Raw genomic sequence first — 25,821 nt, forward strand, 5'->3', positions numbered from 1 at the left:
ACCCCCAGGGGCAGATGGATGTTGGTCCGGCGCGATGCCCGTCACGCCTCGGCGCGGGCCGCGACCTCGCGGGCGCGATCTTCACGTCCGAGCGCCAGCCACTGCGCGCCGGCCAGGGCGTAGAGCTTCCGCGCGCCGTCGGCGTGCCCCGCGGCTCGGGCTTCGTCGGCGGCAAAGCCGGCCATCAGCGGCAGATCGACGTCCACCAGCTGCGTCTCCGAGAGCAGCGCCTCGGCGTCCGCCAGGGTGCGATCCCAGGCCGGCCAATCGCGGGCGTGACCGAGGAGCGGCAGCTCCGAAAGGCGCACCAATGCGAGCCAGGGACGGCGGCCCTGCGCTTCGAGCTCTTGGGCGCAGCTCTTCAGCAGAGGGCCGGCGGCCGTGTGATCGCGGCGCAGCACCAACACTTGCGCCAAGTTCAAGCGCGGCAGCACCTGCGTCCCAGTGCCGATCGTCGCGAAGCGTTCGAGGGCCTCGCGGTAGTGCCGCTCGGCGCGGGCCAGATCACCATCGAGGCGCGCGATGTCGCCGAGCACGTTGTGACAGCTGGCCTGACCCCAGCGGTCGCCGTGATCGGCGAAGCGACGGAGGGCGGCCTCGGCATGAGCGCGCGCGTCGTCCAGGCGGCCGACTTGTTTCACGGCGTCGCTCAGGGTCAGATGGCAGCGCGCTTCGTCCAGCGGCAGCCCGGCGCGACCGTAGGCGGCGAGACCCGTTTGGGCGTGGACGACTCCGGCTTCGCTCTGACCGCGCTGGATGCACACGTAGGCCGCGAGGTTCTCGGCGCGTCCCACGAGCTCGTCGTCCGCCAAGGCGCTGGCCCGCGTGGCGGCTTCCTCGAGCAGCGCGGCAGCGCGGGTCATGTCCCCACGAGTGCGCTCGGAGTTCCCCCCTTCGAGCAGGGCGCGGGTCAAGACGCGCTCGTCGCTCAGGGCGCGGGCCGCGGTCTCGGCGCGGGCTGCCCAAGCGCTCGCGCCGGCGTAGTCGCCCTGCATCTGCGCGATGCGCGCTCGCGTGACCCAGACTTCCGCCTCCTGGGCCGGGGCGCGGGCCGCGCGGGTGGCGTCCAAGGCACACAGCAACGCCGCGCGGAAGTCGCCGCGCTGGATGAAGCGCCAGGCTCCGGCGAGCAGGGCAGGGAAGGCGCGCTCGAAGTCGTCGGCGCCGAGCCAATGGTGTCCGACGCGCTCGGGCAGCCCCTGGGGCTCGAGCAGGCGCGCGCAGGCCGCGTGGTGCTCGGCGAGACGTCCGGCATCCCGCGCGCGGAGCTCGAGGCTCTCCCGCAGCATGCCGTGCACGAAGGTGACGCGATCCGGCGCGCGGGGATCCGCCGTCAGGAGCTTGCGCGCGAGGAGCGCGTCCATGAGGCCGCCGCTGGCGGCAAGTCCGCGCTCGCGCAGCGCTGCGTGCCACTCGGACAGCTCCACGTGCTCACCCAGCACCGCCAGGAGCTCCAGGGCCGGCGCGTCGTCGGGGCCTCGCCCGGCCAGCACCTCGTCCAGGTGGCGATCCCAGATGCTGCGCAGATCTTCCGGGATGTCCACGTGGGCGCCGGCGGCGAGGGCGAGGCGACCGCCGTCGGCGACCAGCTCTCCCCGGCGGATCCACGCCCCCACCAGCTGGACCAAGAACAGCGGGTTCCCGGCGGAGCGACGCTCCACCTCCAGAGCCAGATCACCGGAGAGCCCCAAGAGCCCGCGGACCAACGCGGGCCATTCGCTCTCCGGCAGGGGCGGCACCGCGAGGGTGCACGTTTCCGGCGCGTGCAGCACGCGCTCCAAGAGCTCGGCTTCCACGGGACGCTCCGCGAGCGCTTCGTCGCGCAGCGTGAGCAGCACCAACACCGGCAATCCGCTGCGGTTCACGAGGTGCTCGGCGAAGCCGAGGGCGTCCACGTCCTCGTGCACGTCGTCGAGCCACAGCACCACCGGCCGTTCACGACACTCCCAGGCGACGATGCGCGCAGCCGCGGCGTGGCGCTCCGCCGGCGAGCGAAACACGACGCTGCCATCGGAGGGTGACAGCACCTCGCTCAGCGCGTCCGGATCCGGCTCCTGATAGCGCGCGCACAAGAGCTCCATGCGGGCGACGAGATCCGCGCGCGACAGATCCAGACAGCGCAGGTGGGCCCGGAGCTTGTGCCCGAGGTCACCGCGGGCGCCGATGGGCGTCATCACGCCCGTTTCGTGACCCAGCTGGCACAACCACTCGCACAGCCGGCTCTTGCCGGTGCCGGCGGCGCCGCGCAGCACCACCGCCCGCGGCGCGCGTGCGGCGTGCACGTCCGCGAGGGCCTGCCACAGCGTATCTCGCTCCGCCTCGCGCCCCGCGAGGGGAACCGGGCGCATGCCGTAGAGCCCGAGCCCCACGTCGTCGATCTCCCGCGGTCGGGGCGGGGGATCCACCGCGCGCCAGGGCGGGATCGGAAGCTCCACGGCGGCGGGCAGCTCGGTTCGGGCGCCAGCGGCCCGCAGCAGCTGTTCCACCACGCTCACCTCGGTGCGGGTGGCCGGCACCGTCACCTCGAGCTCTTCCAAGAGCGCCACGCCGCTCGGGATCAACGTCTCCAACCCCACCGCCGCCGTCAGCTCGGCTTCGGTGCCCTTCGCGTCACCCAGCTCTTGGAGGGCGGCGAGAGCATCGGCAGCGCGTCGGAAGCGCATCGCCGGATTGGTCTCCACCAGCTTCGCGATCCAAGCCGGAAGCCCCGCGGGTACCGCCGGCACTCGCGCCGGCGCGGGCCGATGACCGAGGCGCACCTGACCCCGGAGTAGCTTCAGCGCCACGCAGCCGACGGCATAGAGATCCGTCCACGGTCCCTCTTCTCGCAAGTGTCCGACGAGCTGCTCCGGCGCCATGTAGGCGCGGGTGCCGCCGGTGGGCACCGCCACGCTCGAGAGTCCCGGCGCCCGCGCGATGCCGAAGTCCGCGAGTCGGAGATCTTCGAGGTCGCCCGTGGGGAGCAGCACGTTGTTGGGCTTCACGTCCCGGTGCAGCACGCCGCGCGCGTGGGCGTGCCCGAGCGCTCTTAGCAGCGCTCCGAGCGCTCGACGGATCTCCGTCCAGCTCGCGAGCGGGGCGCGCTCCAGCAGGCTCCCGCCGCTGATCCACTCCATCACCAGGTACGGGCTGCCCGCCTCCAGCCGCCGTGAGCGCGCCGCCGTGGCTTCCGAGACGTGCCCGTAGTCGAAGACGCGGATCACGTTGTCGTGGTCGAGGGCCGCGACCGCCCGCACCTCGTTCTGGAAGTACCTCGAGAACACCGAGTCCTGCGCCGACGCCACGCGGATCACCTTCACTGCCACGGGCTTGTGCCCGCGCGTCGTCCGGCCCCGCCACACCTCGCCCATGCCACCGCGAGCGACGGGCTCCTCGAGCTCGAAGGGGCCGAGCGGGATCACACCCCAAGACTACCGCGTTTGGCTTGGGGGTTGGACGAGCTGGATGGGAGCGCGCCGGTGTGGTGGCTCGGTCAGCGCATCGTGCGCCGCCGTCGGGCCCGGAAGCTACTCGATGGCGCCGATGTTGGGTGAGCTATCGCGCGGCTTGCCGAAGAAGTCCGTGGTCGGAATCGTGACCGCCCCGTTCGAGCCCGTGCCTGCGTTCAAGAGCGGGCTGCCGGCCTTGGGCGTGAACATGTCCGGGGTGGGGTTCGACACCTTGGCGCCGCTCTGCCCCGGGATCTGGGAGAAGCCCGGATCGCCGCCCACCAGGTCGTGCGCGCCGTCCGTCCACTGACCCAGGGAGGTGCCGAAGAAGTTGTAGTCCCCGTGGTGCTCCGCCGCGTTGTAGCTGCCGCCGATGTGGGCGAAGTTGATGCTGAGGATCACGTTGTTGACCAGGTTCAGGTCCTTCACGTGCTTGCCCACGGAGAGCCCACCGTAGGCGCCTTGCTTCTGTCCCCACAGCACGTTGTTCACCAGCTGCACGCCGTTGGCGTCCTCGATGTAGGCGACGAAGCCGGTGTCGTAGCTGTACAGGATGTTGTTTGCGAGCAAGATGTTCTGGCAGTAGTCCGCAGCGCCGGCGCCCAGGCTATCCGCCCAGTTGCCGAAGAAGAAGGCGGAGGTGCTGGTCATGTCGTAAGCGAAGTTGCCGATGAACTCGCTGTCCTTCAGGGCGTAGATCTCGAAGCCGTCGCTGTGGCCGTTGTAACAGGGACCGCAGCCGCCGTCGGTTCCGCAGCCGTGCAGCGCGTAGATCGAGTTGCCGTGGAACTTGACGTTCTTGGAGCTGGTAATGCTCACGCCGTCGTCGGCGGCGTCGTGGATCTTGCAGCCGATCACGGAGACGCCGTCCCCCGTGGAGCTCATGCCGGTGCACGCTCCGGCGCTGTGCTTGCCGCCGCTCTTGGCGAAGGCGCCGTCCACGTCCACGTTGGCGAAGGTCACGTTGTTGCCGCCAATGTCGACCACGGTGCTCTTGAAGCTGCCCACGGCGCGGGTGGCATTGCGACCGTCGAAGTCCCAGTCCGAGGTCTTGAACTGCAGGGTCCCGAACTTGGCCTCGCCGCTCGCGTAGCTCGCGTCCCAGCCAGTGTCGGTGCCATGATCCGCGGCCGTGGCGCGCACCACGTGGATGAGCTGGCCGCCGGACGCGGCGTCGTCGAAGCTCACCGAGCCGTAGTCGCCGGCGGCCACGAAGTAGGTATGCCCGCGGGTGAGCTTGCTCGGTATGTCCGTGAGGGCGTTGTCCCAGTCGCTGCCGTCGCCGGAGCCCGTGGCGCCGGCGCGCACGAAGTGGCAATCGCCGTTGCACACCGTGGGCGGCGCGCCGCCCGTTCCGCCGCTACCCGCAGTGCCGCCGCTCCCCGCAGCACCGCCCGTTCCGCCTCCGCCGCTCCCCGCGGCGCCGCCGGTTCCGCCGCCGCCGCCGTCACCGGCCACGCCGCCCGATCCGCTTCCGCCGCCGCCGCCGCTACCGCTTCCGCCGCCGCTACCGCTGGCAGCTCCAGACCCGGATCCCCCGCCGGATCCGCCGCTCCCGTCGTCTCCGCCGCAGCCCGCCCCCAGGGCCAGCACCAGGACCGCTCCCAAGACGCCAACGCTCCGTCCTCGCATACTCCGAGCCTAGCCGAGCGCCGCTGGCGTGGGCCTTACCAAGCCTGCGCGGATCGTCTCCTGGGGGTTGGTTCGCCGCGGTTCCGCCACTGACGACCGCATTCTCCAGTGGCTCCCGAGGACCGCAGCCGCCGCAGGCGTCGCTGCTCCGGGCGGCCGCAAATGTTCGGATCTTCGTGAGCCGAGTGACGACGATCAAGACGCGTTGCGGCGTCGCACAAGCTGCTGACGTCAGCGTCAGTCGATGACGTTACCCTGGCGGCGTCATGGCAGAACGCACAGCGAGGGGCGCGCGCTTCGTCGGCATCGACGTGGGTGCGGAAACGGTGAAGGTGGTCGAGCTGACCCGCGACGGCGACGCGTTCGTGTGGTCGCGTCGTGTCAGCGTGGAGCACGACAAGGAACCCGGTCGCGCGGTGCTCGATGTGCTTGCCGACTTTGGCTGGGACGATCTCTCCGGCGCCAGCGTCGTGGGTCGAGCCAGCGGCGTGCTGGCGCTGCCCGCGGTTCCGACCAAGCGAGCCCAAGCTGCGGGAGCGCGCTTCCTGCTCGGTGACGGCGAAGCCACCGTGGTGAGCATCGGCGCCCATGGGTTCTCGGTGCTGGAGCTCAGGCCGAGCGGAGCGGAAGTGTTTCGCGAGAACTCGCGTTGCTCCCAGGGCACCGGCAACTTCCTGCGGCAGCTGGTGGAGCGCTTCGGGCTGGAGATCGAAGCCGCCAGCGAGATGGCCGAAGGCGTTACGGATCCGGCCGTTCTGTCCGGTCGCTGCCCGGTGATCCTGAAGACCGACATGACCCATCTGGCCAACAAGGGCGAAGCGCGGGATCGCATCGTGGCCGGTCTCTACGACGCCGTGTGCCAGAACGTGCAAGTCCTGATCAAGCCCGCCGTGTCTCCCCGGCGGGTGGCGCTGATTGGCGGCGTCGCGCGCTCGCGCCGGGTACGGGACAACTTCGCTCGCTTCTTGGAGCGACATGGCATGAGCCTCACGCCCACCGCGGGGGACGACGCCGTGTTCGTCGATGCTCTGGGCGCCGCGCTGGTGGCCGCGGAACGCCCCCAAGCCGTGCCGCCACGACGGCAGCTCATGGCGCCCGCGGTGCACGCGCGCTTCGACCGCCTGCCGGCCCTTTCCAGTCAGCTCTCGAACGTCACGCGCATGGAGCGTCCGGAGCTGCCCAGCGAGATCGACGGTCGTCGCCGCGTGATCGTCGGCTTCGACATCGGCTCCACCGGCTCCAAGGCCGTTGCTCTGGATTCCGTGAACCGGCAGGTGCTGTGGGAAGGCTACATCAACACCAACGGCGATCCCGTGGGTGCGGCCCAAACGCTGATGCGAATGCTCACCGAATCCCCGGTGCGCGGGCACGACCTAGTAGCCTTCGGCGCGACCGGAAGCGGCCGGGAGATCGTCGGGTCCCTGCTTTCGAACTGCTACGGGACGGAGCGAGTGTACGTCCTGAACGAGATCGCGGCACACGCCGAAGGGGCGCTATTCTACGACTCGAGCGTCGACACCATCTTCGAGATCGGCGGCCAGGACGCCAAGTACATCCGCCTCTCCGAAGGGCGCGTGGTGGACGCCGCCATGAACGAGGCGTGCAGCGCCGGCACGGGATCCTTCATCGAAGAGCAGGGACGGAAGATCGGCGGTGTGCGCAGCGTGGCCGAGCTCGGCCAGCAGGCGCTGGCCGCGGACGCCGGAGTTTCCCTCGGGCAGCACTGCTCGGTGTTCATGGCCGAGATCATCGACGAGGCCGTCGCTGCGGGTGTGGACACGGCGTCGGTGGTTGCCGGCATCTACGGCTCGGTGGTCCAGAACTACCTGAATCGCGTGAAGGGTGCGCGCTCCGTGGGGCAGGTGGTGTTCTGTCAGGGGATGCCCTTCGCGTCGGACGCACTGGCCGCCGCGGTGGCCCACGAGACCGGCAGCCGAGTGATCGTGCCCCCCAATCCAGGGACCGTGGGGGCTCTCGGGATCGCCCTTTTGGCGCACAAGGCCATGGGCGTGGACGTCGGGCAGGGCGTCGACCCCGAGCGGTTGCTGTCGGCCGAGGTCGTTCGGCGTGACACGTTCATCTGTCAGAGCAAGAAGGGCTGCGGCGAGCCCGGAAACCGTTGTCGCATCGATCGCGTGGGCACCCGCGTGGAGGGCAAGCTCGGTCGCTACACCTGGGGCGGGAGCTGCTCCCTATGGGACCGCGGGACGGGGAAGAAGAAGCTGCCGGATCGGACACCGGACCCGTTCCGGGAACGGGAAGCGCTGGTCTCGGCCATCGTGGCTCGCGTGAGCGAAGCGCGCGGCAACCCCAAGATCGCCGTCACCGACGAGTTCCAGCTCAAGAGCGTGTTCCCGTTCTTCGCGACGTTCCTGTTCGAGCTCGGTTTCGACGTCGTGTACCAGCCGAGCTCCGGCGCGAAGTCGCTCAAGCGGGGCATCGAAGAAGCGAACGTGCCCTGGTGCGCACCGATGCAGCTCTACCACGGGCTCGTGAGCAGCATGGCGGATCGCGACGTGGACTTCGTGTTCGCGCCCATGCTGCGGGAGATGCAGCACGTCACGCACGAGCCGCACGCGGTGGCCTGTCCGGTGGTGCAGGGCAGCCCGGACGTGCTGCGCCTCGACCTCGGAGAGGAGCGCGGCAAGCGGTTGCTCTCGCCCGTGGTCGACTTCGGCCCCGAAGGTTATGAATCGAAGGAGTTCTTGCGCAGCTGTCAGCGCGTGGCCGAAGCCCTCGGTGTGCCCGGCTTGTCGTGGCTCGGCGCCTACCAGCGCGCGAAGCGCGAGCAAGCGCGCTTCGATCGACAGTGCCTCGAGCTCGGCCGGCGCGCCCTCGAGTTCTGCCACGAACACGAGATCCTGCCCGTGGTCGTCTTGGGTCGGCCCTACACCGTCTACAACGGCGTGCTGAACTCCAACGTCCCGCCGCTCCTGCGCGAGCAAGGCGCCTTGGCCATCCCCATCGACTGCTACGAGGTGGGGGACGACGTGCCGACCTTCACCGGCGTGTATTGGGGCCACGGCCAGCGCAACCTACGTGCCGCCCATCAGGTCCGGCGTACGCCCGGGCTCTACGCCATCTGGTGCAGCAACTACTCGTGCGGGCCGGACAGCTTCAACCTGCACTTCTTCTCGTACACCATGGCCGGCAAGCCCTTCGCGGTGATCGAGACCGACGGCCACTCCGGTGACGCCGGAACCAAGACACGCATCGAGGCGTTCTTGCACTGCGTGCGCGAAGACCTCGAGCGCCAGGAAGGAGCGGGGGTCGAGAATGATCTCACGCGCGTGGCGCGGCAGCCGCACTCCCTCGGGGACATCCAGGCACGGCGTGAACGGTTGCTGATCCCGCGCATGGGCGAGGGGGCCGAGGCCCTGGCAGCGTGCTTGCGGGGCGCCGGCGTGGACGCCGAGACGCTGCCCATGCCCGACCGCGAGGCGCTGCGGATCGGCCGCCGCCACACCTCGGGCAAGGAGTGCTCGCCGATGACCATCACCCTGGGCAGCCTGCTGCAGCGGGTGGAGAGCGAGCCCGACGAGCGTCAGCGCTTCGCCTTCTTCATGCCCACGGCCGACGGACCGTGTCGCTTCGGCGTGTACAACATGCTCCACCGCATCGTGCTCGAACGCCTCGGCGCGAGCGACCGCGTCCGCATCTGGTCCCCGGCGGACAACGACTACTTTGCCGGGATCCCTGCGGGCTTCTCGGCGCTGGTCATGACCGGCTTCGCTGCCCACGACGTGCTGGAGGCGGCCCTCTTGGACGCTCGGCCGCGGGAAGCCGAGCCCGGCGCGGCGAACGCCATCTTCGCGCGCTACCGCCACGAGCTCTTGCAGCGGCTGGAGCAAGCGGGAAGCGGCGACCTCGGTGTCGGAGCGGCGTTTTGGCAGGTCGTCTCGGGTCAGCTCTTCGGCTGCCGGGACATCCTGGAGCGCGCAGCAACGGAGCTTCGGCGGGTGCGCGTCCGCCCGGCGCCGCCTACGGTGCTGATGGTGGGTGAGATCTACGTGCGCTGCGATCCGTTCGCGAACGACTTCGTGATCGAGAAGCTGGAGCAGCGCGGCATCGGCGTCCGCTTCGCTCCCTTCACGGAGTGGCTCGAGTACACGGATCACGTCTTCACCTCGAAGGGCGCCAAGGCGAGCCTCCCCGCGCGCCTGTCGTCCTGGGCTCAGAGCCGGATCCTGGAGCAAAGCCACGCCGCCGCCGGTCGCATCTTGGGCTGGCCGGAGCGCACCAGCGTCCGGCAGATCTTGGACGCGGCGAAGCCCTACGTGCGTGAAGACCTTTCCGGCGAAGCCGTGCTCACGGTGGGCGGACCGGTGCTCGAGTGGCACGAGGGCCACATCGACGGCGTGGTCAGCACCGGACCTCTCGAGTGCATGCCCAACAAGATCGCCGAGGCGCAGTTCTTCCACGTCACCGAGCGCGAGGGACTTCCGACGCTCACCCTCTCGGTGAACGGCGATCCAGTGGATTCGGCGGTGCTCGATGGCTTCGCCTTCGAGGTGAAGGAAGGCGTCCGGCGCCGAACCCAGCGCATCGCCCCCGAGCCGCTCCGGCAGAAGCGACGCTTGCGTGTCCTTCAGGGCGAGAGCCGCTCAGGGCCCTCTTTGGCGAGCGACTGCTCGATGACCGCCGAGTAGGGTCGGGCACCGCTAATGCTCGCTACAAGTGTTCGCCGAGCGCCGGCGGTGGATCTGGGATGCACGTGGGCATGGTATCGTTGCGCGCATGTCTCTCGTCATGGACCTGGGATTGAGCCGCTACTTCAGCAACGAAGAGGACCGGACGGCAGCCATCGAGCGTCTGGTGCGGGACGGTCATGCGCGTCGTCTCCGCGAGATCATCTTCAAGAAAGGGAACGACGTCGACCGCATCTTCGAAGCTGCGCGCGACGGCGACCAAGTGGTCACGCGTTGGCTTGCAGCGGAGGAGGTGGCGCCAATCCAGGAAGCGGTCCGTCACGCTCTACGTGACGACACCTACATCACGTTCAGCTTTCGAGAGCTCGACGAGGTCTACCACATCGAATCGCTCCAGAACCTCGCCTTCAACCTCCAGAACGACCCAGGGTTCGGCCGGGTGACGGTGAATCTGGCGGACGGCGTCAGTGCGCATGCCACACATGTCAAACGCTCCGAGCGGGATTGGCAAGACGTGGACGACCGCGCCTGGGTGGCGTGCGAGTTGCACTACATCGTGAAGACCCACGATCTGATCCTGCACAGCGAGTGAGCGCGACGACGCGGCGAGGTTGGTCCGCGTGGTTCCGCGGCGGGCCAACAAGAAGATGCTACCGGGGGGGGAGCTGACGGCGCGGAGCAGGTGCTCGTGAGCGACGGCGCACCGCCAGGACCGCTGCGTTACTTCGGCGGGTGCTGAGCCACGGAGCAGGCGATGACTTGCTGGTCGTTCGTCGAGGTCGCGGGCGAGCACGTGTAGTACACGGTGTGCCCGCAACCGCTCGCGAGCTGCACCGTCATGTTTTCGTAGCCCTTCCTCGATTCGTCCTGGCGGCGCTTCCACTCGGCGAGCCGCGCGGGATCGGCTGCGACCTCCGCCGGCGGCGCAGGGGGCGTCACCTGCAGATCGTAGGCACTGAGATCGTGCCGCGTCTCGACGGTGACGCTCGGCGCGGGACAGCTGTTCGCCTTCGAGAACTCCTCCTTCGCCTGCGCCGCGTGTTGCTGGTCCCTGCCTCCGCCCTGGCACCCGGCCGTGAAGACAGCCAAGGCGAAGAGACCAATGAAGGAAACGCGCGTTCGCTTGGTGATGGCCGCTTCGAGCATGCCGCCCAAATCTACCACGATCGTTTGCGAGAACCGTGCAATCGCGTGTGGCGCGGCAACTCCGTCGCGCGCGCCGACGCGCCGCCGGGTCCCGTCGCCGGCGCTACGGGAAGCGGTCATCCACCGAGGAGTTCTTCGCCATCCCCTGCATCGAGCGCAGGATGTCGGCGAGCATCGCCGACACCTGCTTGACCTTCTCGTCGTACGCAGAGAAGGCTTCTGCCGCCTGATCGCGCCGAGATTTGGCCTTCTCGCTCTGGCTCTCGGTTTCCGTGATGGTGTTTCCCATGCCGTTCCGGTCCAGCTTCTTGTTCTTGGATGAGTCCACATGGACTGATTGGAGCACGGCCCAATCCACCTCGGTCTCACCCTCGGCCGGCGCGGACTTGTAAGCCTCGAGCAGCGCGACCTTGCGAAGCGCGTACACCCGGCTCAGGAGCTCCGCCATCCCCAACTCGTACGCCGCGCCATCCAGCGCCGGCGCTTTCACCAACACGGCTTGGCGCGCCACCCAGCGCTGCACGTCGCCGTGCTCGACGCTGCTCAGCGGCTTTTGCTTCGTGGTGGCGAGAAACTTTCCGTACGCCGCTAGGGCATCGGCCTTGCGCCTGTTCGCGAAATGGCTCGCGGTCAGCTGGAGCAGCTTGAGCTGGGCTACCGTTGGGGTGCGCGGCAGCTTCCGCGCCAAGCCGACTCGCACCACCGTCACCTGAGCCGTCGTCAGCTTGCCGGCCAGCTTGAGCTTGGCCGTGGGCTTCGGGGCCAGCTTCGGCTGCGCGCCGACGGGCGCGGCCCCGAGCGCCAAAAACAGAGAAAGCCCTACCACTCCAGAGAATACGCGTCGCATTCGCGCAGCCTAACAAATCCCCGGGTTGATTGGGTATGGGCGGCGGTGGGATTGCACAGGATGTGATTGTTTGGGGGTTGCCGGCACGACGCGGGCACGGCTTGAAGCCAGCTGGCGAGAGAGCGCGCACACCTCGGCGCCCGCGCAGCTGGTGCCGGCGAAGAGCTCGGCGGCGGAGCGGCGCAGAGCGGGCATGCGGAACAACGGCGGTGCCCGCGCGGGCGCGATGGGCGGCGGGTTCGGGTGTTCGCCGATGTTGCGGAGGAAGCGCGCGACGCTCTCGGCGGCGGCGATCAGTGCGCGAAGCACGAGGCGGGAGCCGCAGTGCGCAGCGCTCGAGATCGACCTGGAACGTGCGGCGGAGCAGCTCGCGCCAGGGGTAGCCGGAACAATGAGTCGGGGGCTTGGTGAGCGGCCTGGGCTCCGGGGAGGGCTCCAGCGCGGCATCGATGAGTGGGTGGCCGTGGTCGCAGGCTTCGTCCTTCGAGTCCTTCGAGTCGGCCTCGGGCGGCGGCGGCGGAACGCGGTCGTACATGCACGCGGGCAGCACCGGCGGCGCCGGTGGGACGAAGCCCGCAGTGGGCGCGAGCTTGCCGAGCCGAACGCTACTCGCCACAACGATGCTCGGGAACGTGGTTGTGGGGAGCAATGGCTGACCCTTTGGCCGGCACGACTCCTCCCAGAACCGGCTGTGGTGAGCAATGAGCTCGTTGGCGGACGCGAGGAAGACCCGGACCTGCGACAAGTCCTGGCTTCGTAGAGCGCTCTAGACGTATGCTGCGACCGCAGCTCGCAACGTGGCCGGCTGCGACACAACGGGTCTTCGAGGCTTCGGGATTCAGGTGGGAGGTGGCATGTGTTGAACCGAGTGCAGGCGTGGGGATGGGTTTGCATGCTGAGTGGCGCATTGGTCGCGATCGCATGCGGGAGTGACGACGGCGGCGGCGGCTCCGCAGACTCCGGCACCGGCGGATCCAGCGGCTCGGCTGGTTCCAGTGGCTCGTCCGGCGGCGCTGGCGCGTCCGGGCAGAAGTGCTGGATCGACTCCAGTGACGACCGAGTCTGCAACTGCGACAACCCGCCTCGACCCGACGCAAACTCGACCGAGTGCAAGTACCCAGCGAACGGCGCCGACATTTGCTGCTACGCGGGCACTGGCACCTCCACAGGGGCGGCGATCTGCAACTGCGCAACCAAGGTGATCCCAAGCGAAACGTGCGATGACTTGGCCGCCAAGATCTCCGGCACCATCTGCGACGGTGCGTGCACCTCAGTGCCTTCGTGCCCCGGAAGCATCTGAGCGGACGTGCCCTGGGACGCATCCGTCGGGGTTGGTTCGCCGCGTGGTTCCGCGGCGAACCAACAAGAAAATGTTACCGGGCGCGGGAGGTGACGGCGCGGAGCAGGTGCTTTTGAGCGACGGCGAACACCGCCAGGGCCGGCGCGCTGAGTAGCACGTTGCCGGCCATCACGATGTGCCAGCGGACGCCGGTGCCTTGCTCGCGCAGGAGCGCAATGCCCAGGGGCAGCGTGCGCACGGCGTCATCCGTCGTCATCACCAGCGGCCAGAAGTAGTCGTTCCAGTGGAACACGAAGGAGAACAGGAAGAAGCTCACCAGCGTGGGCTTGAGCAGTGGCGCGAGCAGACCGAACACGATGCGAAGCTCGCTGGCGCCGTCCATGCGCGCGGCTTCGATGAGCGAGTCGGGCACGCTGAGCAGCGCCTGACGCACCAGGAACGTGCCGAAGGCGCTGACGCCGAAGGGCAGCACCAAGCCCGCCATGGTGTTCACCAGACCCATCTTGGCGAGCATGCTGAAGACCGGGACGAAGCGGACCTGGGCGGGGATGAGCAGCGTGGCGACCACCAGGCCGAAGGCGAGACCGCGCCCCTTGAAGTTGAGCTTGGCCAGGGCGTAGCCCGCGGGGAGCGCGACCGCGATCTGCAGCGCGCTGATGGCCAGTGCCATCACCGTCGTGTTCCAGAAGTAGCGCGCCAGGGGCATGGACTCGAGCACGGCGGAGTACGCTTCCAGCGACAGGCCCGAGGGCAGGGGAGCCGTCGGCGCGCGCACGATCTCCGGCAGCGTCTTGAAGCTGGTGGAGAGCATCCAGGCGTAGGGCAGGAGCCACACCAGGGCGACCAACGCCAGCAGCGTGTTGATCCAGATCGGGCTCGCTGCACCTGCGCTCCGGGAATGCGCCCTCATGCGGCCCCCTTTCGGCGCCAGGCCAAGAGCTGCAGCACCGTGAGCACCAAGAGCAGGCCGAAGAACACGACCACGAGGGCGTTGGCGCGGCCCACGCGCAGGTTCAAGAACACCTGCTCGTAGATGGCGTACACGAACACCGTGGTGGAGCGCACCGGGCCGCCTTGCGTCATCACGCGCACGACGTCGAACACCTGGAAGCTCACGATCAGGCTGGTGGTGCCCACGAAGGCCGTGGTCGGTCGCAAGAGAGGCCAGGTGACGTTCACGAAGCGCTGCACGCGGCCGGCGCCGTCCAGCGCGGCGGCCTCGTAAAGAGAGCCGGGAATGTCCTGCAAGCCCGCCACGAACAGCACCATGGAGTACCCGGCGATCTTCCAGATGGTGACGCCGGCCAGGGTGTACAGCGCCACGTGCGGGTCGCCGAGCCAGTTCTTGGTGGGCAGCCCGAGACCGCGGAGCGCCGCGGAAAAGATGCCGGCGTCGGCGTCGAGCACCCACAAGAAGAGGAGCGCCACGCTGACCCAGCTCACGACGTAGGCGCTGAACACCGCGCCCCGCACGAAGGCGGCGAAGGGCCCCGGGCGATTGAGCGCCAGCGCCATGCCGAGGCCGAGCACCATGGAGCCGACCACCACCACCACGCTGAAGGCCAGCGTCGTGGTGAAGGCGTGCATCAGCTCGCCGCTCTGGGACAGCGCGGCGTAGTTGTCGAGGCCGACATACTTCGGCGGCGTCAAGAGGTCCCACTGGTACAGCGACAGGTACGCCGCGTTCAGCAGCGGATAGAAGAAGAACAGCGCGAGGAGCAGCGCCGTGGGCGCCATCATCCAGTACGGATCCAGAGGCCGCCGCGGTCGCATCAGCGCATCCCCCGGGCGAGCTCGCGGGCCCGCTGCATCACGGCTTGGGCGCTCTCACCGCCGAGCACGGCGCTCTCCAAGCGGGGTTGTACGATCTCGCGCTGCACCCGGAACAGCTCCGGCGACCACGGCCACGGCATGGCCACGTCGAGCTGATCGAGGGCCACGCGATCGTTCGGGTGCTTCTGATAGTAGCCCTCGCCCTCGAGCTGCTTCACGGCGGCGCGGGTCACCGGCATGTAGCCCGTTTGCGTGCTCCAGGCGATCACCTGCGCGGGCTCGTGCATGAAGCGCAAGAAGGCCCAAGCCGCGGCCTTCTGCGCGTCGGGTGCGCCCTTCAGGAGGATCCAGTGCGTGCCGCCGGTGGGCACCGCCCGCTGCTTCTTCTCGGGCAGGGGCGCCGCGACCACCTTGAAGGGGGCGTTGTCCTCCAGGTATTTCAAGAACGCCGTCGACGTCCAGATCATCGCCGTGCGGCCGGCCAGGTAGTCCTGGTTGGTCTGCTCCCAGGCGTTGTAGTCGCGGCCGGGCGGCGGCTTCATGCTGCGCTCGGCCACCATCGTCTTCCACAGCTCCAGCGCCTCCACGCCGGCTTCGCCGCCCAGGGAAACGGTGCCGTCGGCCTCCACTACGCGACCGCCGGCCTGACCCGTGAGGGCGGTCCAGAACCACCAATCGATGGGACAGCCGAAGCCGTGGCGCTTGTCGTTCGAGAGAGCGCGAGCCGTTTCTCGGAGCTCGGTCCAGGTCTTCGGGGCGGACAGGCCGCGCTCCGCGAACAGCGGCCCGTTGATGTAAGCGATGGGCGTCGAGCGATTGAAGGGCAGGGTCATCAGCGGGCGATCGCCGCCGCCGATCCAGCTGCCGTCTTGGCCGAGGGCGGGGATCACGCCGAGCTCCTTGGCACCAGGATAGCCGTCCAAGTGCTCGAGCACGCCCGCGCTCGCCAGATACGGCACCACCTCGCCGACCACGTGACTGAGCGCCGGCGCTGCCTTCGCCGCGATGGCGGTGCGCAGCTTGGCCAAGCCCTCGAAGTAGTCGCCCTGATACACCGCGGAAATGAAGTAGTCGCTCTGAGTCTGGTTGAAGCGATCCACCAGGGACTCGAGCACCTTGCGATTCCGCCCGCCGTAGGTGAACCACAGGCTCGCGACCTGGCGTCCGGGCGGCACGCGGCGGTCCGCGCACCCCGCGAGGGCCAACGCTTGCAAGAACGTGCGGCGCTTCACAGTGCGCGCCCCGTGCCGCGATCGAACCACACGACGTCGGACGCGTCGAAGGCGAAGGGCACGGTGCTGCCCACGGCGGGCGCCTCGAAGCCGGGGACCCGCGCTCGCACGGTGACGCCGCCGGCGTCGAGCTCGAGGTGGCTCTCGCCGCCCAGGAGCTCCACCACGGTCACGCTGCCCTCCGCGCGCACGCTACCGCTCGCCTCGGCGCCTACGCGCACGTGCTCCGGGCGCACGCCGAGCAAGAGCTCGGCTCCGCTCGGCGCGTCGAGCTCGATGCTGCCGGCCCGTGCGCGGCCGTCGCTCGCGTCCGCCTCGAGCAGGTTCATCGGCGGGCTGCCGAAAAACGCAGCGGCAAACGCGGTCTCGGGTCGCTCATAGATGTCTCGGGGCTTGTCGATCTGTTCGATGCGCCCGGCCCGCAAGAGCACGATGCGATCCGAGAGCGTCATGGCCTCGGCTTGGTCGTGGGTCACGTACAGCGCCGTGACGCCCAGCCGGCGCAGCAGCTTCCCGAGCTCCACCCGAAGCTCCGCCCTCAGGGCCGCGTCCAGGTTCGAGAGCGGCTCGTCGAACAGGAACACCGCGGGCTTGCGCACGATGGCGCGTCCCATGGCCACGCGCTGTTGCTCGCCGCCGGAGAGCTGCGCCGGCCGGCGATCGAGGAGCTTTTCGATGCCGAGCAGCTCCGCCGTCTCGGCCACGCTCTTGTCCCGCTCCGCCGCCGGCACCTTCCGCATCTTGAGCGGGAACGCCATGATGTCGCGCACCTTCATGTGCGGGTACAGGGCGAAACCCTGGAACACCATCGCCACGTCGCGCTCTTGCGGCGGCACTTTGGCCACATCGCGCTCGCCGATGCGAATGCTGCCGGCGTCGGGCACGTCGAGCCCGGCGATCAGCCGCAGCGTGGTGCTCTTGCCGCAGCCGCTGGGCCCCACCAAGCTCACGATCTCTCCCGCCGCCACCTCGAGATCCACCTGATCGACGGCGGGCTTTTCGCTATCCGGAAAGTGCCGGGTGAGCCCCTTGATCGAAATCGCAGACGCCATCCGCGCTCGTTTCTAAAGCGTGTTGACAGTTTCTGCCGACACCGCCCTTCTCGGGCGTCGGGCACAGGCCCTTCCTGCTTCGACGAGGGTAGTTTCGCGGACCACCACGAGCGACGGTTCGCCAGAGCTTCCCTCTCCACAAGCGTTTTGCGTCTCCGCGTGCTTCGCGGCGACGGGAGGCCAAACCTCCAATTCATGCAGCCTACTAGGACCTGAACACATGTCAAGCATTATCCTCAGCGAGGCAGGATTTCGTCGTCAATCCCAATCCAGAAACTCTCAACAGACTCTAAGGAGAAACCCGCGAAAGGTCCAAGCAACAGCCGTGAGACCGCGGGATTGCGGGTGTATTTGGTTGGTCCGGCGCGAGCCCCGGCGCGGCCCGCTGCGCCGGAAATGTAAGCGGCATTACACGTCGAAGTGGTCCGAGCTACCAGGGCCACGCGTGCTCGAACGGCGATTGCTGCTGGTGTCAGTTAGGTTCCCGCAGTGCGCGTTCAGAGCGGGGAGATCATGCGCCCGCGTGTGTTGTTGCTGGTGTCGGGATCGGGCACTGAGCCGGCTGGTCCTTCGAGTCGACACGACGCATAGAACGTGGCCCTGGGCAGGACCTTCAGCGTGAACGAGTGGAGCTGTGCTTTCCCGGTCTTGACGTTGATCGTCTTCGTTTCTTCGGTCGCCTTCGGGCCCGTGCTGCTGGAGGCGCGGAGGGTGCACGTCAGCTTGGCGTTCGTCACGTCCCTGGTCGTTTGCACCTCGACGAGCATGTAAGCCATCTTGTCGTGGATCGGTCCGGTGTGAGCGGTGGGCGAGTTGCTGACCTGCGGATAACCGAACACGACGGCCAGATCCGCGCCCGGCATGATGCACTCCGAGCTCTTGCAGTTGCCGCTCGCGCAGTCGCTGCCGAAGATGCAGTAGTCCCCGGTGGTGGCCTTGCCGTCCTTCGTGCGGCAACGTCTCGGTGCGTTGTTGCTACACCAACCGTTTTCGCACGAGCAGTCTCCACTGATGCAATCCGAGTCCGCCTTGCAGGAGTCGCCGAGCACTCGCTGGGGGCCCGTGACCAAAGCGTGAGTCCAGCGAATGTTCGGAGGGTCGCTGCAGCTCCACAACTGGAGCGCGGCCCCTTCCTTGGCGTTGCCCTTGGGGTAGCTGAGACACTTGGCGGGGTTGGCCTTGGGGCGGATCCGCAGGGCGCCGCCGTGCGTCTCCGCCACGCTCCAGAGCTGGTTCGCCTTGCCCTTGCACGCCCACAGATGGACCGGGTTGCCGTCATTCGTGTGGGCGTACTTCGTGCTCAGACACTTGCTCTTGTCGCTCGCCAGCACGATGGTCCCGGCGGAGGCGTCATAGATCCAGTCCTCGTTGGGGCTGACCTTGCAGCTCCACAGCTGGATCGGGTTGCCGTCCTTCGTGTGGTTGAACTTCTTGGCGACGCACAGCTCGGAGTTCACCAAGCGAATGTGCAAGTTGGGCGGAGCACTCGTCGCTCCCGTGGTGGCTACCACGAGGACAGGTGCCAGAAGCAGCGCCACCCTCACGCTGTCGATGAGCTGCATGATTCACACGATGGGCCCGCGCCGGCGGTCCGCAATTGTCATCGATCAACAGGGCTGACCGCTGACGGTCACTCCACTGCGGGCGGCGTGAACACGCGGAACGTCTGCTGCTCCCCGGCGGCGATGTAGATCTGTTTTTCGGGCATGGTGTTGATGGCATCCGGGAAGGTGAGCGTCGTCGCGCAGCCATTGACGCCGGCGCTCGAGGCCACGCCCACCAGGGTGAGCTGGTTCTCGCCGGGCGCGAGCATCAACGTGATGGGCGGCGTCGGCTTTCCCGACTGGGGCAGCTCCAAGCTGTCGATCTGAGCCACGCCGTTCACGAGCAAGCTGACGGTGGGGGCCTGGGACATTTGGATGAAGATGTTGGCGAGAGTCACCTGTACCGGTCGCTCCTTGCTCGACCCTTTGGTGATCACCAGCTCGCCGGAGGGCGTGGCGGTCGTGATCAGGGTGTCGTCGCGCTGCGTGAACACGTCGCCGTCCTCCACCACCAGGCCGTGGGTGATGGAGACGCTCTCGTAGCCCGGCCGGTTGAGGACCATGAGCAGGGGCTTCTGCTGCCAGCGGTAGGCGTTGCTGATCAGCGTGAGCGGTCCTTCTTTCACGCCTGCTGGGAAGGCGGCAGGGCCGCTGACGCCGATCTCGTCGTCGGCGTAGTACAGACCTGCGGTCACGTCCTTCATGAAGTCGGGAGCGGAGCTGGCGTCCGCCTCGATGGGCTCGCTGATCTCGAAGTCGATGATCCACGTCGTGCTCTTGAGCGCCAAACCGAAGACCGGGATCAGTGACATCAAATCACCAGCCGTCAGCGTGTAGGCGGCCATGTTGACCTGGAGCTTGGCTTCGTGGAGCGCGTCCGTGGAGCCCGCCAACTTCTGCAAGGCGTTGTCGATGCCCTTACCGGCGGCCACTGAGCCGATCTTCTGCAGCATGTTGAGCAGGTTGTCGGAGATCTCCTTCAACAGCTGTTCCGGCGCCTTGCTGGTCTTGTTCAGCTGCTTCCAGAGCAAGGCCACGCGGTCCCCGAGGGCGCCCTTCTCGATCAGGCCCTGGAGCAACGCCGAGAGCCCTGCCTCCAGCGTGGCGCCGGCGATGTTGGACAGGCCCGACTGCGGCCGGAAGGTGCCCCAGTACACCCACTTGGCCCGGCGGTTGTCGTACAAACGCTTTTGGTCGTGCGCCTCGAGCTCGAACAGATCCGTGGGAATGAAGCTGTCGATGGCGAACTTCATGAGCCCGAAGGCGACCGTGACCGGGGCGGAAACGGTGAGCCCGCCGCCTCCGGTGAGGGCCGCCGCGAGGTTGATGACGTCGAGAGCGTCGCCCGCCACGTGCAGACCCATGGCCATGAAGTCCAGCGTGTAGAACACGCGGTGCACCGGATGTTTCAGGCGGTCGGCCAGCGTCAGGAGCGGCTGCTGGGTGGTGCCGAGGTCGCCAATTACCTTGGCGCTGACGGGTTGTTCGATCTCGCGAAAGAAGCGGGTGAGCTCGGTGTTGAAGAGCAACGCCTGTAGCGCTCGCTCGTCCTCGTCGGAGAGCGCGTCGTATTGCTCTCGGGCGAGCGCCGCGATGCTCTTTCCCGCCGTGGTCAGATCGCCGAGAGCAGCGATGCCGTCGCTGCCCGCCGTCTGCTGCAGGAACTGTCGGTAGGCGGGATCCTCGTCGAGCCATACCGCGCCCACGGTCTCCGTCAGGGCCGCCACGCCCGCCTCGAGCCGCAGGGCGGCTTCGGCGCGCGGCATGCGTCGGTTGGGGACGAAGATGGTGATCGGCAGCTGCCCGGTGCGGCGCGCGTTCTCCGAACCGAAGCCGATCAGATACTCGCGTGCCTGCGCCAGAGGCAGGAACGTGGACAGCTCGATCACGTCATCGGCGTTGGAGTCGGGGTCGTCGCCCTCTTCCACGACACGGACCCGGGGGCTCAGCAGGGCGACGTCGTTGACGTACAGGACGATGTCCGTCAGCGGGATGTCCACGTTCTGCACGAGCACGCTGAGTCGCTTGCCGGGCTCGAAGCGCGAGCTGGAGGGCCGCTCCATGGGCCAGTCTCCGGCGATGATCTTCGGGCCCTCGGCGTCGTCGCCGGAGCTCGTATCCAGACAGCCGCCGAGCAATGGCACGCAGAGCGCCAACGCCAATAGCGCCAAGCGCAGCAACACCACCTCTCGCACTCGATACCTGCGTCGCCCCTCACACATACGCCCACCTTTTTCCCTCTCCGCCACGCGCACTATTTCGAACAATGCACCAGGGCGACGGCGGATTCCCGACAAACCGTCAGTCGAGGGGCATGGACAGGCCCATCTCTTGGCGCATGTGGAGCAGCGCCTCCGCGTTGCCCAGGGCGTCGTCCACGGGGTCGTGGGTGTGGGCGGTCTTCCGCAGGTGCTTGAAGTTCTTGGTGACGTCCTTGACCAGGCCCTTGTACAGCGAGCCCAGGTTCTGAGAGCTGAAGCCGAAGGGGTTTTCACCGAGGAAGTGGTGGAAATACCAGTTGATGAACTGCCAATCGAAGCCGTTGTTGTCGGCGATGAAGATCTTCCGACCCGGGCACTCCTTGGCGAGCCAGTCGGAAAAGCGCTGCATCTCCGCGCTTGGGTCTGCGAAAGCGAGGGTCTCTTCTCGCGAGAAGCCGCTCACGGCCAGGGCCTCGGGGACGAAGCGATCCGAGATGGGTCGCAGCTTGCCGTAGAAGGTGCGCGAGAGGTCTCCGTCCACCACGACGGCGCCAAAGCAGACCATGGAGTAGTCACCGGGGATCGGGCCGTCGGCCTCGATGTCGACCATCACGTACGTCATGGCCGAAGCGAGCCACGACGGGGGGTGGGGCGCCATGGGCGTCGGGCCGCGAGGTTCCGCGGCGAGGCGACATTCAAGAAAAAAGTCGCGTAATGGCAAGCACTTAGCGTCCTGCCGCGCTCGCGAGTCACGGAATTCGGTATATGGGCCGTCCCGTTGCTGACACGAGTTTCGAAATGGCTCCTCGTGGCGCTGGTGAGCATCGCCGGCTGCGACGAGCACTCCGATCACCCGGGCCAAACGTCCGCGCCGGCGGCGAGCCAAACGTCCGCGGGTCCGGCGGCGTCGGCGAGCGGCCAAACGTCCGCGGGTCCGGCGGCGTCGGCGAGCGGCCAAACGTCCGCGGGTCCGGCGGCGTCGGCGAGCAGCCAAACGTCCGCGCCCGCGGCCAGCGTGGGGCACTGCCCCGAAGGCATGGCGTGGATCGCCGGCGGCCCGTTCCACATGGGGAGCGACTCCCCGGAGGCGGCGCCGGAAGATCGCCCGCGCTTCGAGACCGAGGTGGCCGGCTTCTGCATGGACATCACGGAAGTCACGGTGGACGCCTACGCGGCGTGCGTGAAGAGCGGCAAGTGCGAGGCGGGGGAGAACGACCGCCGCTTTTGCAACGTGCGTTACCCCGACCGCGGGGATCATCCCATCAACTGCGTCACCTGGTATCAGTCGAAGGCCTACTGCGAGGCCCAGGGCAAGCGCCTGCCGCTGGAGAGCGAGTGGGAGTTCGCGGCCCGGGGCGGCAGTGAGTACCGCACGTACTCCTGGGGCAACGAGAGCCCCGACGGCCGCACGTGTTGGAAGCACGTCGGCGGCTCGTGCAAGGTGCGCTCGTACGATCCCGGCGCGTTCGGCCTGTATGACATGACCGGCAACGTGTGGGAGTGGGTCGACGACTGGTTCGGCGAGCTCCCCTGGCCGCCGGAGCACAGCCAGGTGAAGAGCTACCGCGGAGGCAGCTGGAGCCGGCGCTTCGAGAAGTGGATGAGCACGCGGCTCCGCAATCGCTACGGGCCGAAGAAATGGGGCTCGCACTTGGGCTTCCGCTGCGCGCTCACTCCGAAGGACGTGAAGTGTCCCTTCGGTCGTACCGAAGATCAGAGCCGCTGCCAGTTCGGCGTGAAGAGCATGGGCTGCCCGGCGCAAGAGAGCTGGAACGGCGTGCGCTGCGCGCGGGAGGGGGAGCCCGAGTGTCCCGAGGGCCGCGTGAAGAAGCCGGGGCACGGCTGCAGCTTCAAGGAGCCGGTGGGGGGGCCCGCGCCGGAGGTCGAGAGCACGCCCGTGACCCGCAGCCGGAGCCCCGAGTTCGACGCGGACTGCCTGCAGAACAAGCCGGGACGGCCGCACTCCTATCGCTACGTGGGGGGGACCCACGCCAAGCGCAACCACGTCAGCGCGCAGGCGGGCTGCTCCAATCGTGACGTGGGTGTGGGATGGAACTCGACGTGCTGTCCATGAAGTGGCTTTCGGCGTTGCTCTTCACCGCGTGTGCTTCCTCCGCGCCTCCGCCCGAGAGCGCGCCGCCGCCGCCGTCACCACCGGTGCCCGCGCCCGTAGCCCCGCCCGTCGTTGCTGACGCGGGCACGCCCACGCCGGAAGCCAGCGCGCCGGAAGCCGCCGCCGTGGAAGCGGAGGCCAGCGCTCCGTTGCCCTTGCCGGAGGGCACCACGGTGCTGCACATCGGCGACTCCATGGCCGGCGCCCTGGGCATCGAGCTCAACAAGGCGCTGAAGGCTCAGGGTGTGCACGGCGTGCTGCACTTCAAGACCGCGAGCTTCATCCCCACCTGGGCGTGGAGCAAGGAGCTGCCGCTGTACCTGGCGCAGACGAACCCGGACTTGGTGCTCATCACCCTGGGCACCAACGAGGTGCAGATCCAAGATCCGTCGATCCGGGCGAAGACCATCCAAAAGCTGGTCCAATCCCTCGGGGATCGGCCGTGCGTGTGGATCCTGCCGCCGCTGTGGGAAGTGGGGGACACGGGCCTCTTGCCGGTGATCCGCGACAACGCCGCGCCCTGCCGCATCATGGACTCGAACCAGGTGTACCCGGGCATGAAGCGCCTCTCGGATCACATCCACCCGACCATTCCCGCCCGCGCGGAGTGGGCCAAGCGCGTGGTGGAGTGGCTTCAGCGGGAACGCAGGCCCACGCCGGAAAAGCCTTGGGCGCTGGCCCCCAGAGCCGACAGCCACTGATCGATCTCCGCGCCGGTGAGCGCGGAGACGGCGATCATCCGCGGGCTCGGCATCACCTGGTCGAGGGCGTCGCGGATGCGATCGACCGATACCTGCGGCAGCACGGGCAAGAGATCGATCTTGGTGAGCACGACCAGATCCGCCACCCGGAACATCACCGGATACTTCAAGGGCTTGTCGTCCCCCTCGGTGACGGACAGCGCGACCACGTTCAGGTGCTGGCCCAGATCGTAGACCGCGGGGCACACCAGGTTGCCCACGTTCTCCACGAACAGGATCTCCGCTTCCTGCCAGGGCAGGTGATCGAGGGCGTGGTGCACCATGGTCGCGTCCAGATGGCAGGCCGAGCCAGTGGTGATCGACGCCGACGGTATGCCCCGGGCACGCAGCCGCGCGGCGTCGTTGTCGGTGGCCAAATCTCCGCTGATGGCCGCGATGCGCCGCCGCCCCGCGGTGGCTTCCAGAAGCGCCGTCTTGCCGGATCCCGGCGAGCCCATCAAGTTCACGCAGCGCACCTTTGCCGCGTCGAAGTGCGCTCGGTTGTGGAGCGCCGCAGCGTCGTTGTCCGCCAGCACTCGCTCGTGCAGCTCGACCACGCCGCAGCCGCAGCTTTCGCACATCACGGCACCTCCAGCTCGATGCGCTCGATCAAGAGCTCGCCGCCGGTGGCCAAGCGCGCGGGACCGCCGCAGCGCGCGCAACGAGGGCCCGCGGCGCTCGCGTCGCAGGCGGCGCAGCGCCAGGACGCCGCGACCTCTTGGATCCGCACTTCGAGCTCCGACGCCGCAAAGGCTCGCGCCAGGAGCTCCGCGTCCACCCCGGACAGCTCCCCCAGCACGAGATCCACCGAGCGCACGCCGCGGGCGCCCCGCGCTTCGGCCTCGCGCGCCACGCGGGAGAGCACGGCCTGGGCGATGGAGACCTCGTGCATCGCCCCCGGCTTTGCAGGCCGCGTGCCGAGCGAAATCCCGCGCTCGGCACGGGCGACGCAGAAGCTTTTGCCAACTCCACCCCCCGCGGCGGCAAATCTTGCCGCCTCAGTTGCTCTGCTCGAGGCGCGTCTCGAGCGGGGGCCGGGCGTTGTCCGTGCGCTCGGCGCCGTCCGTCTTCAGGTGCAGTGTGCGCGTGGGGAAGGCGAAGGAGATGCCGAGCTTCTCGAAGCGGCGCAGCAACACGAAGTTGATGGCCTGCTGCCGGTCCATGAACTCCGTGTAGTCCGGGCTGAGCACGTAGTAGACGACCTCGAACACCAGGGCAGAGTCCCCGTACTCCTTGAAATGGGCGCGATCGAAGCGGGTGCCCTCCTGCTGCTCCACGGCTTCCTTCAGGACACCGGGCACCTTCTCGACCAAGTCCGCCGGCGTGCCGTATTCGATGCCGATGCGGAAGTCGATGCGGCGCTCCTGCATGCGGCCGTAGTTGTGGATGCGCTGCTTGATGAGCTCGCCGTTGGCGAAGATGATCTGCTCGCCGCCCAGGGAGCGCACGCGCGTGGCGCGCCAGCCGATGTGCTCCACGCTGCCCCGGTCGTCCCCCACGATGATGAAGTCCCCGATCTCGAAGGGCCGATCCACGTAGATCGAGAGCGAGGCGAACACGTCCCCCAGCAGGCTCTGCACCGCCAGCGCCGCTGCCACACCGCCGACGCCGAGGCCTGCGACCAACGCGCTGATCTCGATGCCCAGGCTCGACAGCACCGTGAGCAGCACCATCGTCCAGATGGCGATACGGGCCAGAAGGCCGATCGCCGCCGTGGCCGTCTGACTGCTGGCGCCCTCTTGCTTTTGGCTCTGCCAGATCTCGAGCCCCCGCCGCACGGCGATCTGCCCGTACAGCCCGAGCTGCACCAAGAGGACGATCAGCGCGCCGCGATTCAGCACGCGCTCGGCGCCGGCGGTGAGCTCGAGAAAGCTCGCGCCGATCCAGATCGCTAGCGTCAGGTACGAAAACCACCGCGTGCCGTCGAGCACCGCCGCCAACGCTCCGTCGATGGCCCGCGCCGTCGCCCGGTGCCGCCGTTCGAGACCCCGGTGCACGAGCCCCTTGAGCAGCCGCGCCACCAGCAGCACGCCCACCGCGGCCGCCGCCGCGTACAGCCAGTGTCGTCCGTCGTTGTGCCAGATTTCGAATTCGAGAAGGTTCACGCCGCCGACCGTGGCAGCGACCGTGCCAGGCCGTTTCTCGCTGGTTTTTGTTGGTCCGC

20 protein-coding genes are annotated in these 25,821 nt (G+C 68.3%); 5 read left to right on the top strand and 15 right to left on the bottom strand.

What is annotated here, in order from left to right; translation table 11 throughout:
- Nucleotides 1–41 precede the first annotated feature (41 nt).
- On the bottom strand, nucleotides 42–3,401 hold the full coding sequence (locus H6717_28175; protein ID MCB9580940.1) for a protein kinase: 3,360 nt from the start codon (nucleotides 3,399–3,401) through the stop codon (nucleotides 42–44).
- 105 nt (nucleotides 3,402–3,506) lie between these two features.
- Nucleotides 3,507–5,060, bottom strand: coding sequence for a right-handed parallel beta-helix repeat-containing protein (locus H6717_28180; GenBank protein ID MCB9580941.1), 1,554 nt, complete (start codon nucleotides 5,058–5,060; stop codon nucleotides 3,507–3,509).
- A 266-nt stretch (nucleotides 5,061–5,326) separates the two neighbouring features.
- On the opposite strand from H6717_28180, the gene H6717_28185 reads away from it, so the two are divergent.
- Both H6717_28185 and H6717_28190 read left to right on the top strand, forming a co-directional pair.
- Nucleotides 5,327–9,709: a CoA activase gene (locus tag H6717_28185; GenBank protein ID MCB9580942.1), complete on the top strand. Its 4,383-nt coding sequence runs from the start codon at nucleotides 5,327–5,329 to the stop codon at nucleotides 9,707–9,709.
- Nucleotides 9,710–9,797: 88 nt separating this feature from the next.
- Nucleotides 9,798–10,301, top strand: a complete 504-nt coding sequence (locus H6717_28190) for a hypothetical protein (protein ID MCB9580943.1) — start codon at nucleotides 9,798–9,800, stop codon at nucleotides 10,299–10,301.
- Nucleotides 10,302–10,429: 128 nt separating this feature from the next.
- Here H6717_28190 and H6717_28195 read toward each other — a convergent pair whose 3' ends face one another.
- On the bottom strand, nucleotides 10,430–10,855 hold the full coding sequence (locus H6717_28195; protein MCB9580944.1) for a hypothetical protein: 426 nt from the start codon (nucleotides 10,853–10,855) through the stop codon (nucleotides 10,430–10,432).
- A gap of 103 nt (nucleotides 10,856–10,958) precedes the next feature.
- Nucleotides 10,959–11,702, bottom strand: coding sequence for a hypothetical protein (locus H6717_28200; GenBank protein MCB9580945.1), 744 nt, complete (start codon nucleotides 11,700–11,702; stop codon nucleotides 10,959–10,961).
- Nucleotides 11,703–12,609: 907 nt separating this feature from the next.
- Here H6717_28200 and H6717_28205 point away from each other — a divergent pair.
- On the top strand, nucleotides 12,610–13,002 hold the full coding sequence (locus H6717_28205; GenBank protein ID MCB9580946.1) for a hypothetical protein: 393 nt from the start codon (nucleotides 12,610–12,612) through the stop codon (nucleotides 13,000–13,002).
- Nucleotides 13,003–13,075: 73 nt separating this feature from the next.
- Here H6717_28205 and H6717_28210 read toward each other — a convergent pair whose 3' ends face one another.
- From H6717_28210 to H6717_28245, 8 genes are all read right to left on the bottom strand, one after another.
- Nucleotides 13,076–13,912, bottom strand: a complete 837-nt coding sequence (locus H6717_28210; protein MCB9580947.1) for a carbohydrate ABC transporter permease — start codon at nucleotides 13,910–13,912, stop codon at nucleotides 13,076–13,078.
- On the bottom strand, nucleotides 13,909–14,775 hold the full coding sequence (locus H6717_28215) for a sugar ABC transporter permease (protein MCB9580948.1): 867 nt from the start codon (nucleotides 14,773–14,775) through the stop codon (nucleotides 13,909–13,911). The genes H6717_28210 and H6717_28215 overlap by 4 nt, the downstream gene beginning before the upstream one ends.
- Nucleotides 14,775–16,037, bottom strand: coding sequence for an ABC transporter substrate-binding protein (locus tag H6717_28220; GenBank protein MCB9580949.1), 1,263 nt, complete (start codon nucleotides 16,035–16,037; stop codon nucleotides 14,775–14,777). Before H6717_28220 ends, H6717_28215 begins: the two co-directional genes overlap by 1 nt.
- Entirely contained in the window at nucleotides 16,004–17,059 is a 1,056-nt protein-coding gene (locus H6717_28225; GenBank protein ID MCB9580950.1) for an ABC transporter ATP-binding protein, read from the bottom strand. Before H6717_28225 ends, H6717_28220 begins: the two co-directional genes overlap by 34 nt.
- Nucleotides 17,060–17,556: 497 nt before the next feature.
- On the bottom strand, nucleotides 17,557–18,621 hold the full coding sequence (locus tag H6717_28230) for an RICIN domain-containing protein (protein ID MCB9580951.1): 1,065 nt from the start codon (nucleotides 18,619–18,621) through the stop codon (nucleotides 17,557–17,559).
- Between the two features lie 68 nt (nucleotides 18,622–18,689).
- Nucleotides 18,690–20,798: a hypothetical protein gene (locus tag H6717_28235; GenBank protein MCB9580952.1), complete on the bottom strand. Its 2,109-nt coding sequence runs from the start codon at nucleotides 20,796–20,798 to the stop codon at nucleotides 18,690–18,692.
- Nucleotides 20,799–20,904: 106 nt separating this feature from the next.
- Nucleotides 20,905–21,426: an exonuclease gene (locus H6717_28240; protein MCB9580953.1), complete on the bottom strand. Its 522-nt coding sequence runs from the start codon at nucleotides 21,424–21,426 to the stop codon at nucleotides 20,905–20,907.
- Between the two features lie 227 nt (nucleotides 21,427–21,653).
- Entirely contained in the window at nucleotides 21,654–21,842 is a 189-nt protein-coding gene (locus H6717_28245; protein ID MCB9580954.1) for a hypothetical protein, read from the bottom strand.
- On the opposite strand from H6717_28245, the gene H6717_28250 reads away from it, so the two are divergent.
- Together H6717_28250 and H6717_28255 are read left to right on the top strand one after the other, a co-directional pair.
- Nucleotides 21,841–22,878, top strand: coding sequence for an SUMF1/EgtB/PvdO family nonheme iron enzyme (locus H6717_28250; protein ID MCB9580955.1), 1,038 nt, complete (start codon nucleotides 21,841–21,843; stop codon nucleotides 22,876–22,878). The two genes, H6717_28245 and H6717_28250, sit on opposite strands and share 2 nt — an antisense overlap.
- Nucleotides 22,854–23,618: an SGNH/GDSL hydrolase family protein gene (locus H6717_28255; protein MCB9580956.1), complete on the top strand. Its 765-nt coding sequence runs from the start codon at nucleotides 22,854–22,856 to the stop codon at nucleotides 23,616–23,618. Before H6717_28250 ends, H6717_28255 begins: the two co-directional genes overlap by 25 nt.
- On the opposite strand, the gene hypB is transcribed toward H6717_28255, so the two are convergent.
- The 3 genes from hypB to H6717_28270 all read right to left on the bottom strand — a co-directional run bounded on the left by hypB (nucleotide 23,552) and on the right by H6717_28270 (nucleotide 25,762).
- Nucleotides 23,552–24,238: a hydrogenase nickel incorporation protein HypB gene (gene hypB / locus H6717_28260; protein ID MCB9580957.1), complete on the bottom strand. Its 687-nt coding sequence runs from the start codon at nucleotides 24,236–24,238 to the stop codon at nucleotides 23,552–23,554. The two genes, H6717_28255 and hypB, sit on opposite strands and share 67 nt — an antisense overlap.
- On the bottom strand, nucleotides 24,238–24,549 hold the full coding sequence (locus H6717_28265; protein ID MCB9580958.1) for a hydrogenase maturation nickel metallochaperone HypA: 312 nt from the start codon (nucleotides 24,547–24,549) through the stop codon (nucleotides 24,238–24,240). Before H6717_28265 ends, hypB begins: the two co-directional genes overlap by 1 nt.
- 106 nt (nucleotides 24,550–24,655) lie before the next feature.
- Nucleotides 24,656–25,762, bottom strand: a complete 1,107-nt coding sequence (locus H6717_28270) for a mechanosensitive ion channel family protein (protein MCB9580959.1) — start codon at nucleotides 25,760–25,762, stop codon at nucleotides 24,656–24,658.
- Nucleotides 25,763–25,821: the final 59 nt, after the last annotated feature.

The sequence above is a fragment of the Polyangiaceae bacterium genome, assembly GCA_020633235.1.
Classification (GTDB): domain Bacteria; phylum Myxococcota_A; class Polyangia; order Polyangiales; family Polyangiaceae; genus JACKEA01.

Coding starts and splice junctions, on each gene's coding strand:
- H6717_28200 (MCB9580945.1), bottom strand. CDS start 11,702: ATGCGACGCGTATTCTCTGGAGTGGTAGGGCTTTCTCTGTTTTTGGCG.
- H6717_28210 (MCB9580947.1), bottom strand. CDS start 13,912: ATGAGGGCGCATTCCCGGAGCGCAGGTGCAGCGAGCCCGATCTGGATC.
- H6717_28195 (MCB9580944.1), bottom strand. CDS start 10,855: ATGCTCGAAGCGGCCATCACCAAGCGAACGCGCGTTTCCTTCATTGGT.
- H6717_28190 (MCB9580943.1), top strand. CDS start 9,798: ATGTCTCTCGTCATGGACCTGGGATTGAGCCGCTACTTCAGCAACGAA.
- H6717_28240 (MCB9580953.1), bottom strand. CDS start 21,426: ATGACGTACGTGATGGTCGACATCGAGGCCGACGGCCCGATCCCCGGT.
- H6717_28265 (MCB9580958.1), bottom strand. CDS start 24,549: ATGCACGAGGTCTCCATCGCCCAGGCCGTGCTCTCCCGCGTGGCGCGC.
- hypB (MCB9580957.1), bottom strand. CDS start 24,238: ATGTGCGAAAGCTGCGGCTGCGGCGTGGTCGAGCTGCACGAGCGAGTG.
- H6717_28230 (MCB9580951.1), bottom strand. CDS start 18,621: ATGCAGCTCATCGACAGCGTGAGGGTGGCGCTGCTTCTGGCACCTGTC.
- H6717_28245 (MCB9580954.1), bottom strand. CDS start 21,842: ATGCCTTCGGGGCAGTGCCCCACGCTGGCCGCGGGCGCGGACGTTTGG.
- H6717_28180 (MCB9580941.1), bottom strand. CDS start 5,060: ATGCGAGGACGGAGCGTTGGCGTCTTGGGAGCGGTCCTGGTGCTGGCC.
- H6717_28225 (MCB9580950.1), bottom strand. CDS start 17,059: ATGGCGTCTGCGATTTCGATCAAGGGGCTCACCCGGCACTTTCCGGAT.
- H6717_28250 (MCB9580955.1), top strand. CDS start 21,841: ATGGCGTGGATCGCCGGCGGCCCGTTCCACATGGGGAGCGACTCCCCG.
- H6717_28185 (MCB9580942.1), top strand. CDS start 5,327: ATGGCAGAACGCACAGCGAGGGGCGCGCGCTTCGTCGGCATCGACGTG.
- H6717_28255 (MCB9580956.1), top strand. CDS start 22,854: ATGGAACTCGACGTGCTGTCCATGAAGTGGCTTTCGGCGTTGCTCTTC.
- H6717_28215 (MCB9580948.1), bottom strand. CDS start 14,775: ATGCGACCGCGGCGGCCTCTGGATCCGTACTGGATGATGGCGCCCACG.